Genomic DNA, 12,951 nt, shown 5'->3' with positions numbered 1-12,951 from the left:
CTCATTTTCAAAATTCAAAACCTTTCTGATTTTTCCTACTTTTTGCTCAATATTAGGAAGGTTTTAGTCAATTGAAAATTTTTTTGGCGCATTTTTATGCGTAAAATTTCGTTAATAAACTATTTTTGCAAAGGTCTCCCACTATATTATTGGGTTTCAGACGACCTCCCCTCCCATCCAACCAAAGGAAACCCGCATGAAAAAATTCTTCTTCCTCACCACCGCCCTCCTGCTCCTCAACGCCTGCGCCGCCCAATCCGGACAAGGCAGCTCTGCACAAGTCTATGGTGAAATCAAAGGCGGCGTAGAAAGCAGCCACGTCCACTAAAGCGGGCGGAACAGCAGGCATTTGGTTCATTTAAAAAATGCCGCGCCCAAAATCATCTGTTCCTAAAATACGCATGATCAACATCGTGCCAACAAATCAAAAGGTCGTCTGAAACTTGGTTTCCCAGTTTTCAGACGACCTTTTCGATTAGATGGAAGACAGAATCTTGCGCCACCGCCATTCCCACGCCAAACGTGGAAAGGACAAGGCAAATGTTACGAAAACAACGTCGTCTGAAACGGCAAACCTGCAAACTTTTCAGACGACCTTGGTAAGGTTTGTCGGATCAAAAAACGTCGTTAAAGCGGTCAGGTTTTCAGACGACCTTCAGGCAGATTTTGTCTTCAGCGGATAATCCCGCGCGTGGATTGGGCGAAGAAGTCTTTGAACACCGCCAGCTCGGCTTGCGTTTCGGCGCGGCGGAGGATATCGGCTTTGGCTTCTTCAAACGGGATGCCGCGGTGGTAGATGGTTTTATACACATCTTTGACGGCAGCGATTTGCTCGGCGGTGAAGCCGTTGCGGCGCATGCCTTCGCTGTTGATGCCTGCGGGTTCGGCGCGGTAGCCTGCCGCCATGAAGTACGGCGGTACGTCTTTGTGTACGCCTGCGGCGAAGGCGGTCATGGCGTAGTCGCCGATTTGGCAGAACTGGAACACCAGCGTGTAGCCGCCTAAAACAACGTAGTCGCCGATGGTAACGTGTCCGGCGAGCGAGGCGTTGTTGGCGAAGATGGTGTGGTTGCCGATGACGCAGTCGTGCGCGAGGTGGCAGTACGCCATAATCCAGTTGTCGTCGCCGACGCGGGTTTCGCCGATGCCGGTTACCGTGCCGAGGTTGAAAGTGGTGAATTCGCGGATGGTGTTGCCGTTGCCGATAATCAGCTTGGTCGGCTCGTCGCGGTATTTTTTGTCCTGCGGGATTTCGCCGAGGCTGGCAAATTGGAAAATGCGGTTGTTTTCGCCGATGGTGGTGTGGCCGTTGATGACGGTATGCGGGCCGATTTCGGTGTTCGCGCCGATTTGGACGTTGGGACCGATGACGGTGTACGCGCCGACTTTGACGCTGGAGTCGAGTTCGGCTTTGGGGTCAATGACGGCGGTCGGGTGGATGAGGGTCATGTTTTTCCTTTCCTGTCGTGTTGCCGCGAAGATGCGCGACGGCAACAGGTCGTCTGAAACTTTCAGACGACCTTTTTCTGAACACTCAAACCACGCGTTTGGCACACATGATGATGGCTTCGACGGCGACTTGCCCGTCCACTTTGGCGATGGCGCTGAATTTGCCGATGCCGCGTTTGTTGGTCAGCAGCTCGACTTCGAAAACAAGCTGGTCGCCGGGGATGACTTGACGTTTGAAGCGGGCTTCGTCTATGCCGGCGAAGAAGAAGAATTCGTTTTCTTTGCGGCCGCCTTCGCTGAGGATGGCGAGTGTGCCACAGGCTTGCGCCATGGCTTCGATGATGAGTACGCCGGGCATGACGGGCAGGTCGGGGAAATGGCCTTGGAACTGCGGTTCGTTCATGGTGACGTTTTTAATCGCGGTCAGGGTTTTCATGGACTCGAAGGCGGTGATGCGGTCGAGTTGCAAAAACGGGTAGCGGTGGGGAATGAGTTTTTGGATGTCTTTGGCTTCGATGGGGAGTTGTACGTCCATGTTCGTCGTATTCCTTGGTATTTCGGGGTTGGCTGGGCGGTTTCATCGCGGGCTGGCTTTAAAACGGCAGGCTTTGCCGCCTTATTGGGGTTTAAAGCGCATCCGCCATGCAAACCGATTGTGGGGTTATTCGTCTTTTTCGCTGTCGCTCAGACGGTTTTCCAATGTTTTGAGGCGTTTGTTCATTTCGCTTAAGCGGTAGATGTAGACGGCGTTGCGCGCCCATTCTTTATGGGTGGACATCGGGAAGATGCCGGCGAGGTGTTTGCCGCTTTCGGTAATGCTGTGGGTCACGGATGTGCCGCCGCCGATGGTGGTTTTGTCGGCAATTTCGATGTGTCCGACCGTACCGACGCCGCCGCCGATGATGCAGTAGCTACCGATGGTAACGCTGCCTGAGATGCCGGTTTTGGCGGCGATGACGGTGTGCGAACCGATTTTGCAGTTGTGTCCGATTTGGACTTGGTTGTCGATTTTGGTGCCGTTGCCGACGGTGGTGTCGCTCATTGCGCCGCGGTCGATGTTGGTGTTCGAGCCGATTTCTACGTCGTCGCCCAGCGTTACCGCGCCGGTTTGCGGGATTTTAAACCATGAATCGCCGGCGAAGGCGAGTCCGAAACCGTCCGCGCCGATGACTGCGCCGCTGTGAATTTCGACGCGGTTGCCCAATGTGCAGCCGTAATAAACGACGGCGTTGGGATGTAGGACGACTTCGTCGCCCAGTTTGCAATCGTGTTGGACAACGGCGTTTGCCAAGATGCGGCAGCCTTCGCCGAGCACGGTGTTTGCGCCGATGTAGGCGTTTGCGCCGATTTCGCAGCTCGCGGGAACGGTGGCGCCCTCTTCGACGACGGCAGTCGGATGGATACCGCCGCACGCTTTGACGACGGGTGAAAACAGGCGGGCGACTTTGGCGAAATAGAGATAGGGATCGTCGGCGACAATCAGGTTGCGCCCTTCAAATTCGTCCACTGCTTTGGCGGAAACGATGACTGCACCTGCGCTGCTGTCGTGGACTTCAGCTTTGTATTTCGGATTGGCGAGGAAGCTGATGTGTTCTGCCTGCGCGTCTGCGAGCGGGCGCACGGCGGCGACGGAAATGTCCTTGCCGCGCCATTCGCCGCCAAGCTGCGCTGTGATTTGGGACAGGGTGTAGGTTTTTGAAGTCATGATGTTTCGTAAGCTTTGAGATGAGGTCGTCTGAAAAGGGACGGCGGGAGCAGTCGGACAGAACGGTTTGCTTAAAACGTATGCCGGCAGGAGTGATAAGACAGGTAATTATATCGTTTATTGGATTTTCAGACGACCCTTCGCTTGAAAGAGGTCGTCTGAAAACAGGTTTGTCGTATCTCGTTCAGCCTTCCGATTAACGTGTATTCAAGGCTTTAATCACGCTGTCAGTGATGTCGTAACGCGCATTGACGTAAATCACGTCCTGCAAAATCACATCGTAACCTTCGCGTTTGGCAAGATCGACGATGATGCGGTTGGCGTTTTGCTGGAGGGCGGCAAATTCTTCGTTGCGGCGCAGGTTGTAGTCTTCTGCCAGCTCCGCCTGTTTCTTGCGGAACTGCTGAACCAGCTCGCCCCAGCGTTTTGCCGCAGCTTCACGCTCTTTGCCTTGCAATTTGCCTTCGGTCAGGGATTTTTCGAGCTTTTCACCTTCTTGCTGCAATTTCTGCAAAGCGTCCTGACGGCTGCGGAATTCTTTTTCCAAGGTCGTCTGAATGCGTTGCGCCTGCTTGGACTCAAGATAAACGCGCTCGGTATTGATAAAGCCGATTTTCTGCACGGCTTCCGCCGCCACAGCTTGGTTCATCAACCCGAAGCCCAATAAAGCCGCGCCGCCGAGGCGGAAGGCGTTGGCAATGATGTTCATCTGGATTTCCTTGATTTTGTATCCCGCCCATCAGCAGGATGACGGTTTGTTTTTTAAAAAGAGGCAGGACGCCCTGCCCCTTTTCCTTCAGGTCGTCTGAAAACGTTTGACCGCATAGGGATTTCGGTTTTCAGACGACCTTTTTCTGCCTACATCAGAATGTTGTACCCAATTGGAACTGGAAGCGTTGGATCTCGTCGCTGTCTTTTTTCTTCAGCGGGTAGGCGTAGCTGAACTTCATCGGACCCAGCGGCGAGAGCCAGGTTACTGCCGCACCGGCGGAGTAGCGCAACTCTTCCTTGAAGGTCGATTTGTGGGTCTTGCCTAAGCCGTATGGGTTTTGAGCGGCATTGTTGGTGTAGTAGGTATTGCTGCTGCTGTCGTTATACGTTTTACCATCCCATACGCTGCCCGCGTCTGCGAACAGGCTCAAACGGACGGAGCGGGAATCTTTGATGCCCGGCATCGGGAACAGCAACTCTGCGGAAACGTTGGCTTTTTTGTTGCCGCCGTAGCTGATTTTTTCGCCGAATTCGTCATAGACTTTCGGACCCAGTGTACCGGTCTCATAACCGCGCACGGAGCCTAAGCCGCCGCCGTAGAAGTTTTCAAAGAACGGCATAGTTTTGGTTTTGCCATAGCCGTTGCCGACACCGACTTCGCCGCCGAGCATCAGGGTAAAGTCTTTGGTCAGCGGGAAGAACCAAGTTTGGTTGTGGGTCAGCGTGTAGTATTGCAGGTCGCTGCCCGGCAGGGCAATTTCGCCGTTGATGCCGGTCATGTAACCGCGGGTCGGCCACAATGCGCTATCGGTTTTATTGCGTCCCCAACCAATCGTACCTTTGTACAGCCAGCCTTTGAAGCTGCCCACGCCGCCCGTGCCTTTACCGTATTGGTTGATAAAGTCGGCATAACGTTTAGGCGCGCCTTTGTAGGTATTCACGGTCAGGTGTTCCGCCGCCAGACCCAAATTGACGCGGTCGTATTCGGTCACGGGGATACCCATGCGCACGCCGCCGCCTGCGGTGGTGGTTTTATATTGTTTCGCGCTGGAAGAGGCTTTACGCGGGTCGTAAGACTTGCCGTAAATATCGTAACCGAGGCTCACGCCGTCGGGTGTGAAATACGGATCGGTAAACGACAGCGAGCCGTTCAGCGTGGTTTTGCTTCGTGAAGCGCGCAGGGAAACGGATTTACCCGTACCGAACAGATTGTCTTGGGAAACGCCCACAGACATGACCAAGCCGGTATCCTGAACCCAGCCCGCACTCATATCCAAAGAGCCGGTAGAACGTTCGTTCACGCTCATGTTCAAATCGACTTGGTCGGGCGTGTTGGCAACCGGCACGGCATCGAATTGTACGTTGTCGAAGTAGCCCAGCAACTCGACGCGCTCTTTGGAACGTTGCAGCTTGGACGTGTCGTAAGGCGCGGATTCCATCTGACGCAATTCGCGGCGCACGACTTCGTCACGGGTTTTGTTGTTGCCGGTGATGTTGATTTCGTTCACATAGATTTTTCGGCCGGGTTCGACGTTCAGGACGAAATCGACAGTTTGGGTCTCGGCATTGGGAACAGGCTGAACATTGACTTCGCTGAACGCGTAACCTGCCGTACCCATGCGGTTTTGGATGGCTTCGAGCGATTTGACCATTTGGGCGCGTTCGTACCATTTGCCCTGCTTCATGGTCAGCAGTTTTTGCAGCTCTTCTTTCGGTACTTCGCGGGTATCGCCTTCTATGCGTACGTCGCCCCAGCGGAAGCGTTCGCCCTCGTCAACCGTAACTTTAATGGTTTGCTTGGTTTTGTCTTCGTTGGTCTGGATGTCGGTATCGAGAATACGGAAATTGAAGTAGCCGTTGTTTTGGTAGAACTCGCTGACGCGCTCCATGTCTTGCGAGAATTTTTGCTCGTTAAACTGGTTGCTCTTGGTCAGCCAAGTCCACATACCGCCTTCGCTCAAAGACATTTGTTTCATGAGCTTGCGGTCGGAATAGACTTTGTTGCCTTCAAATTCGATGTCGGTAATCTTGGTGGTTTTACCCTCATCGATGGCGATGTCGATGGAAACGCGGTTACGCGCGAGTTTGGTGACGGTCGGCGTGATTTGAACCGACTGTTTGCCGCGGCTTTTGTATTCTTCCTTCAGGCTGGCGACAGACTGGCTCAGCGTGGCAGGATTGAAGTATTGGGATTGCGCCAAACCGAAGGATTCAAGGTTTTTCTTGATCACGTCGTTTTGCAGCATTTTCGCGCCGGTGATGTTCAGCGTGCTGATGGTCGGGCGTTCGATAACGGTCAGCAAGACCTGATTGCCCATGGTCTCTACGCGGACATCGTCAAAAAAACCGGTCGCATACAGAGTTTTGATGATTTCTTCGCTGCGTGCGTCGCTGAATTGGTCGCCGACTTTGACGGGCAGGTAGTTGAAGACCGTACTCGGTTCGGTGCGCTGCAAACCTTCGACGCGGATGTCTTGAATGGTGAAGTCGGCAAATGCCAAAGGCGACATGCCCAATACCATCAAAGCAGAAGCAATCTGTTTCAATTTCATAAAATTATCCAAACAAACGGTTGATGTCATTAAAGAAAGCCAGTGCCATCATTAACAGCATGGCAGCCAGTCCGAGTCGCAGGCCGATTGCCTGTATGCGCTCGCTCAAGGGCTTTCCGCGTATCCATTCGGCAGTGTAGAACACCAAATGCCCGCCGTCCAACACGGGGATGGGCAACAAGTTCAACACGCCTAAACTAATGCTGACCAATGCGAGAAATTCCAAATAGCTTTGAAACCCCAGCTGTGCCGTTTTTCCGGCGACGTCGGCAATGGTCAGCGGGCCTGAAATATGGTTCAGGGAGGCATTGCCTGTAATCAGTTTTCCGAAGAATTTTACCGTCATCCAAGCGTTGTTGACGGTTTTGTCCCAGCCCATCGCAAATGCTTCTGCGACAGACGGCTTATATTCGCGCTTGATTTCTTTTGCCCACGCTTCGTCGCCCTGAGGACCGAAGCCTACCCTGCCGACCAGCGTTCTGTCGGGTTGTTGGATGCTGTCGGGGCGGATGGTCGTCTGAACGGTTTGACCGTCGCGCTCATAAATCAATTCGATTTTCTTACCCGGGCTTTGGCGTACAATTTCCACCCATTGTTGCCAAGACTCGATGTCCCTGCCGTCGGCACTGATCAGCTTGTCGCCTTTTTTTAAACCTGCTTTTTCAGCCGGGCTGTTTTCTGTCATTTCGCCGACACGGGTGGTGATTTTAAAAGGCGACAACCCGATATAGCCTTGGTTTTTCGCAATTTTACCTGCTTCGGGCGTGCCTGCGGCATCGATAATCCGCATGGTTTCTTGTCCCGAGGTCGTCTGAACGGCAACATTTACCTTGCCTGACTCGATGTTCAACACGATTTCTTGCTGGGCTTTTTCCCACTCGCCGACGTTAACGCCGTTAACCGAAATAATTTTGTCTCCGGGCTGAAAACCTGCTTTTGAGGCAATGGTATTTTGCTCAACCATGCCGACATAAGGGCGGATTTCGGTAACGCCGAAGGAAAAACTCAAACCGTAAAGCAGAACCGCCAGCGCGAGATTGGTCAGCGGGCCTGCGGCGACGATGGCGATGCGTTTGGCGGGATGCTGTTTGTCGAAGGCGTAAGGCAGGTCTGCCTGCGCCACTTCACCCTCGCGCGTATCGACCATTTTGACATAGCCGCCCAAGGGGATGGGCGCCAAACACCATTCGGTGTCGCCGCGCTTTCTGCTGAAAAACGGTTTGCCGAAGCCGACGGAAAAGCGCACAACCTTGACGCCGCACAATCTGGCGACGATGTAGTGTCCGAACTCGTGCAGGCTGACCAAAATCAGGATAGCAAAAATAAAAGCTAGAAGGGTTTGCAAAAGAATCTCTCAGTTTGGGTATGGGTTGACGTTGTCGATGTTTCAGACGACGTATCAAGGCAGGGGTCGTCTGAAAGCATTCGCAATGTGTAGAAAATATTATTGGCGTTATTTTGCCGATTATAAAGTCAGTCTGCCGTTTTGTCCGCCACACATGACGGATGGGCGGGTTTTCAGACGACCTGTCATTTTTTATCGTTGCGGCACGGTTTATCCCAATGCGGCGATAAATTCCTGCGCCTGTCTGCGGGTAACGGCGTCTTGCGCCAGCAGGTTTTCGATGTTGCCGAGGTCGTCTGAAAAGTCTTGTGCGAGACAGTGGGCGACGGTTTTGGCAATGTCGGTAAACTTAATCTGCCCGTCTAAGAAGGCGGCGACAGCGGCTTCGTTGGCGGCGTTCAAGACGCAGGGTGCGGCTCCGCCCGCGTTCATGGCTTCATAGGCGAGCTTCAGACAAGGGAAGCGGTCAAAGTCGGGCTTTTGGAAGGTCAACGCAGACAATGCGTCGAAATCCAGGTCGCCGACACCCGAATTGATGCGTTCCGGCAAGCCCAAACAATAAGCGATGGGCGTACGCATATCGGGATTGCCCAGTTGCGCCAGCACGGAGCCGTCGCGGTAGCGTACCATGCTGTGTATCACGGACTGCGGATGGATAACGACTTCGAGTTTATCAGGCGGGCAGTTGAACAGCCAATGCGCTTCAATCAGCTCCAAACCTTTGTTCATCATGGTGGCGGAATCGACGGAGATTTTGCGCCCCATGCTCCAATTAGGGTGTTTGACCGCTTGCGCGGGCGTAATGCTGTCGAACGTGCCTAAATCGGTCGTCAGAAACGGGCCGCCGGAAGCGGTCAGGATAATCGAGCGGATGCCGTGTTCGTTCAGACGACCTGTGTAATCGCGCGGCAAAACTTGGAAAATGGCGTTGTGTTCGCTGTCGATGGGCAACACTGCCGCACCGTTTGCGCGGGCGGTTTCCATAAACAACGCGCCGGAAACCACCAGCGTCTCTTTGTTCGCCAGATAAATGGTTTTGCCTTTTTGCGCCGCCGCCAGCGCGGAAGGCAGCCCCGCCGCTCCGACAATGGCGCACATGACACCGCTGACTTCATCGGCAGACGCAACGTCAACCAATGCCTGCACTCCGTGTAAAACCTGCGTCGCCGTGCCGTCGCGTTTCAACAGGGCTTCAAGCCGGGCGGCGTGTTCGGTATCGGCAACGACGGCATAGTCTGGGCGAAATGTTTGACATTGAGCCGCCAGTTTCTCAACCTGCTTATGCCCCGCCAGCGCGAATACGCGGAATTTTTCGGGGTGGCGCAAAACAACGTCCAGCGTGCTTTCGCCTATGCTGCCGGTACTGCCTAATATGGTCAGGACTTGTGGTGTCATGGTGTGTTCTTTATGTACTGCTTTCGGATTTCAGACGACCTTTGGGCTTGAGGTCGAAAAGGTCGTCTGAAAACGCTTATTCGATATTGTGTTTGATGTGTTCCAACGATTTTTATAGTGGATTAACTTTAAACCAGTACGGCGTTGCCTCGCCTTGCCGTACTATCTGTACTGTCTGCGGCTTCGTCGCCTTGTCCTGATTTAGTTAATCCACTATAACCGCTTCAGAACAAGCTTTCAAAGGCGGCATAGACGCTGATGACGGCAATCAGGCTGTCCACGCGGTCAAACACGCCGCCGTGTCCGGGCAGCAGATTGCTGCTGTCTTTGATGCCCGCCGCGCGCTTGAGCCAGCTTTCCAACAGGTCGCCGCATACGCTGACAACGGTCAGCACCAAACCGATTAACACGGTATTGAACCAGCCCGCGTTAAACGTCAGCCAACCTGACCACCACACCACAGTCATATACACTGCCACGCAAATCGCGCCGCCGATTGCGCCTTCCCAGCTTTTACCGGGGCTGACGGCCGGTGCGATTTTGTGTTTGCCGAACGCTTTGCCGCTGAAATACGCGAAAACATCAGCAACCCACACCAAACCCATCACGGCAAGCAGCGATAAGGCATAATCGGGATGCGGACGCAGGGACATGAGTGCGAACCAAAACGGCATGACCAAAAGCCAGCCGACGGTATAAGCCTGCCAGCCGCCGTTCAATTTCCATTTGAATTTCAGCCACAAGGGCATGACGACCAGCCAAAACGCCAAAACAGCGTACCAGACGATATCCGGCAGCATCCAACCGCCTGCGTAGGCAATCACGCCGAACACCAGCGTCGCAGCGAGATAATGATTGGTTTTCAGTTTTTCCAGTCCGCTCATGCGAGCGTATTCCCACAGCGTAACCAGAGAAATCAATCCGCAAAATGCCGCCCACAGCCATTGCGGCGCGTAAAACAGCATACCGAGCATCAACGGCAGCATCCACAGCGCCGTGATAATCCGTTGTTTCAACATTTTTAACCCCTTTGCTGCTCTACCGGCAGCTGTTCCGAAGTGCGGCCGAAGCGTCGTTCGCGTTTTTGGAACGAGGCGACAGCATCGTCCAAGGCTTTGCTGTCAAAATCGGGCCACAGGGTATCGGTAAAATAAAGTTCGGCATACGCCATCTGCCAAAGCAGGAAATTGCTGATGCGCGTTTCGCCGCCGGTGCGGATGAACAAATCCGGCTCAGGCGCATCGCCCAGCATCAAGTGTTTCGCCAGCGCGTCTTCCGTAATCTCGGATACGCCTTCGGCAATCAGTTTGTTTGCCGCCTGCAAAATATCCCAGCGGCCGCCGTAATCGGCAGCAATGCTCAGGGTCAGACCGGTATTGTTTGCCGTCAAGGCTTCCGCTTCTTCTATGCCTTGCAGAATCTGCCGGTTGAAACGTTCGCGGCTGCCCAACACCTTCAGGCGCATATTGTTTTCGTGCAGACGGCGCACCTGCTTTTGCAAAGCCTGCAAAAACAGCCCCATCAGGAACGACACTTCGTCTTCGGGGCGGCGCCAGTTTTCAGTCGAAAAGGCAAACACGGTCAGATATTGCACACCCAGTTTGGCGCAATGCTTCACCATATTTTCCAACGCGTCCAAGCCGCGTTTATGCCCCATCACGCGGGGAAGGAATCGCTTTTTCGCCCAACGGCCGTTGCCGTCCATAATCACGGCGATATGCTTCGGAACCGAAGTATGTTCCAAAATGGTCTGCGTGCTGCTCTTCATATCTGCCTTTCGCAGCGCGGCGGTTCAAAGGTCGTCTGAAACGCAGCGGACAAGGGTTTAAATCGCCATCAAATCTTCTTCTTTGGCAGCCAGCGTTTTATCGGCTTCGGCGATGTATTTGTCGGTCAGTTTTTGAACCGCTTCTTCGCCGCGACGTGCCTCGTCTTCGGAAATTTCTTTGTCTTTCAAGAGTTTTTTGATGTGATCGTTCGCATCGCGGCGCACGTTGCGGATGGACACGCGTCCTTCTTCCGCCTCGCTGCGTACGACTTTAATCAAATCTTTACGGCGCTCTTCGGTCAACATAGGCATAGGCACGCGGATCAAATCGCCGACGGCTGCCGGGTTCAGACCCAAGTTTGAATCGCGGATGGCTTTCTCGACTTTGGCCGCCATATTGCTTTCAAAAGGTTTCACGCCGATGGTGCGCGCATCCAAAAGCGTTACGTTAGCCACTTGGCTGACCGGAACCATGCTGCCCCAGTATTCGACTTCCACTTGGTCCAACAGACCGGTATGCGCACGTCCGGTACGCACTTTCGCCAAATTCTCTTTCAGCACTTCTACCGAGCGCTGCATTTTGCTTTCCGCTGTTTTTTGAATATCGTTAATCATTTTATGCTTTCAAATAAGATACTGAATTTAAAACCTCGCCCGGACGCATGACCATCCGAACGGTAATCAAGCTGTTAACTGCGCATAGTACCGTCATTCGGCGATTCCGACAAGGCAGGGGCGGTTTTGGGCCTTGTTTCTTAACCGATATTTAAATGCCGTTACACATGGGATGCATAGAGGGCTGCGTCAACAAAAAAGGTCGTCTGAAAACGGTTTTTCCGCTTTCAGACGACCTTCCTTTATCCGCCAAACTTATTTCTGCTGCTGACGCGTGTACACCAGCGAAGTGAGGATGGATGCGCCCAGTGCGCCGAAGACGACGGAGAGGGAAATGGAGATGGGGATGTGCACCCAGTGCATAATCAGCATTTTGATGCCGATGAAACTCAAGACGAAGGCGAGGCCGTATTTGAGGAAGATGAAACGGTCGGCGACATCGGCAAGCAGGAAATACATGGCACGCAACCCGAGTATGGCGAAGATGTTTGAGGTGAGGACGATGAAGGGGTCGGTGGTTACGGCGAAGACGGCGGGAATGCTGTCCACGGCGAAGATGACGTCACTCAACTCTATCATGATAAGGACGAGCAAAAGCGGGGTGGCGATGCGCTTGCCGTTTTCGACGGTAAAGAATTTTTCGCCTTCAAACTGATGGCTGACAGGAATGACCTTTTTAAGCCAGCCCAAAATCTTGTTTTGCGAAAGGTCCTCTTCTTCGGATTCCGGTTTCATCATATGGATGCCGGTATAGACGAGGAATGCGCCGAAAATGTAGAGAATCCATTCGAACCGCTGCACCAGTGCCGCGCCGATGAAAATCATAATAGCACGCAGGACGATGGCGCCGAACACGCCGTAAAGAAGGACGCGGTGCTGGTATTTCGGGGAAACTTTGAAGTAACCGAAAATCATCAGGAAAACAAAGATGTTGTCAACGGCAAGGGATTTTTCGAGGATGTAGCCGGTGAAAAATTCGAGGGTTTTTTCTTTGGCAACAACGGCGCCGTAAAGAGGATTGCCTGCCAGCTCGAAATAGAGCCAGCCTGCGAAGGCGCAGGATACGGCGACCCAGACGCAGCTCCAGGCGACGGCTTCTTTGACGCTGACTTTATGCGCACCGCTTTTTTTAAGCGAGAGCATGTCGATGATGATCATGATGAAAACGGCGGCGAAGAACACGCCGTAGAAAAGGGGCGAGCCGACGGAAGGGTGTTCGGTCATGTATTCGGATTCCTTGTGATGAGGTGGTTGGATGGCGGCTTTTCAGACGACCTGTTGGGAAAGGTCCTTGGATTCGGATTTCAAGTGCAACACTATGGTACTAGTGGTTGGAACAGATTCAAGAATAAAACACTTGGCGTTTCGTAGCCAAGTGTTTTTCTTGGCCGGTGGTTCAACTCATCTTGAA

Annotated in this window: 14 protein-coding genes; 3 read left to right on the top strand and 11 right to left on the bottom strand. The window is 53.3% G+C overall.

Annotated features, from left to right (window positions below):
- Positions 1–196 precede the first annotated feature (196 nt).
- Both AC5M9B_RS02330 and AC5M9B_RS02325 read left to right on the top strand, forming a co-directional pair.
- Complete coding sequence (locus AC5M9B_RS02330) at positions 197–328, top strand: hypothetical protein (RefSeq protein WP_019270783.1); 132 nt, start codon at positions 197–199, stop codon at positions 326–328.
- 151 nt (positions 329–479) lie between these two features.
- Entirely contained in the window at positions 480–683 is a 204-nt protein-coding gene (locus AC5M9B_RS02325; RefSeq protein ID WP_070655099.1) for a hypothetical protein, read from the top strand.
- On the opposite strand, the gene lpxA is transcribed toward AC5M9B_RS02325, so the two are convergent.
- The 7 genes from lpxA to ispC form a co-directional block, all read right to left on the bottom strand.
- Complete coding sequence (gene lpxA, locus AC5M9B_RS02320) at positions 673–1,449, bottom strand: acyl-ACP--UDP-N-acetylglucosamine O-acyltransferase (protein WP_039404531.1); 777 nt, start codon at positions 1,447–1,449, stop codon at positions 673–675. The genes AC5M9B_RS02325 and lpxA overlap by 11 nt on opposite strands.
- Positions 1,450–1,534: 85 nt before the next feature.
- Entirely contained in the window at positions 1,535–1,984 is a 450-nt protein-coding gene (gene fabZ, locus AC5M9B_RS02315) for a 3-hydroxyacyl-ACP dehydratase FabZ (protein ID WP_070655102.1), read from the bottom strand.
- 126 nt (positions 1,985–2,110) lie between these two features.
- On the bottom strand, positions 2,111–3,154 hold the full coding sequence (gene lpxD, locus AC5M9B_RS02310) for a UDP-3-O-(3-hydroxymyristoyl)glucosamine N-acyltransferase (protein WP_070655104.1): 1,044 nt from the start codon (positions 3,152–3,154) through the stop codon (positions 2,111–2,113).
- 196 nt (positions 3,155–3,350) lie between these two features.
- Complete coding sequence (locus AC5M9B_RS02305) at positions 3,351–3,854, bottom strand: OmpH/Skp family outer membrane protein (protein ID WP_372338144.1); 504 nt, start codon at positions 3,852–3,854, stop codon at positions 3,351–3,353.
- A gap of 163 nt (positions 3,855–4,017) precedes the next feature.
- A complete protein-coding gene (bamA, locus tag AC5M9B_RS02300) occupies positions 4,018–6,417 on the bottom strand; it encodes an outer membrane protein assembly factor BamA (RefSeq protein ID WP_487648185.1) in 2,400 nt (799 codons plus the stop codon).
- Between the two features lie 4 nt (positions 6,418–6,421).
- Positions 6,422–7,762, bottom strand: coding sequence for an RIP metalloprotease RseP (gene rseP, locus AC5M9B_RS02295; protein WP_070655108.1), 1,341 nt, complete (start codon positions 7,760–7,762; stop codon positions 6,422–6,424).
- Positions 7,763–7,972: 210 nt separating this feature from the next.
- The gene (ispC, locus tag AC5M9B_RS02290; protein WP_487648184.1) at positions 7,973–9,157 is read right to left on the bottom strand and encodes a 1-deoxy-D-xylulose-5-phosphate reductoisomerase; all 1,185 of its coding nucleotides are present in this window, start codon (positions 9,155–9,157) and stop codon (positions 7,973–7,975) included.
- Between ispC and AC5M9B_RS02285 the strand changes: the two genes are divergently transcribed.
- On the top strand, positions 9,151–9,357 hold the full coding sequence (locus AC5M9B_RS02285; protein ID WP_487648183.1) for a hypothetical protein: 207 nt from the start codon (positions 9,151–9,153) through the stop codon (positions 9,355–9,357). The two genes, ispC and AC5M9B_RS02285, sit on opposite strands and share 7 nt — an antisense overlap.
- A gap of 24 nt (positions 9,358–9,381) precedes the next feature.
- On the opposite strand, the gene AC5M9B_RS02280 is transcribed toward AC5M9B_RS02285, so the two are convergent.
- From AC5M9B_RS02280 to AC5M9B_RS02265, 4 genes are all read right to left on the bottom strand, one after another.
- Positions 9,382–10,176, bottom strand: a complete 795-nt coding sequence (locus tag AC5M9B_RS02280) for a phosphatidate cytidylyltransferase (RefSeq protein WP_487648182.1) — start codon at positions 10,174–10,176, stop codon at positions 9,382–9,384.
- A gap of 2 nt (positions 10,177–10,178) precedes the next feature.
- Entirely contained in the window at positions 10,179–10,925 is a 747-nt protein-coding gene (gene uppS, locus AC5M9B_RS02275) for an undecaprenyl pyrophosphate synthase (protein WP_003758925.1), read from the bottom strand.
- A 57-nt stretch (positions 10,926–10,982) separates the two neighbouring features.
- Positions 10,983–11,540 carry a ribosome recycling factor gene (gene frr / locus AC5M9B_RS02270; RefSeq protein ID WP_003758927.1) on the bottom strand — a complete coding sequence of 186 codons (558 nt, stop codon included), beginning with the start codon at positions 11,538–11,540 and terminating at the stop codon, positions 10,983–10,985.
- 255 nt (positions 11,541–11,795) lie between these two features.
- Complete coding sequence (locus tag AC5M9B_RS02265; protein WP_070655114.1) at positions 11,796–12,764, bottom strand: TerC family protein; 969 nt, start codon at positions 12,762–12,764, stop codon at positions 11,796–11,798.
- Positions 12,765–12,951 lie beyond the last annotated feature (187 nt).

Source organism: Neisseria flava, assembly GCF_982712965.1.
Note: the sequence above shows the minus strand (reverse complement) of the source record. Positions and strands in the feature narration are given on the sequence as shown.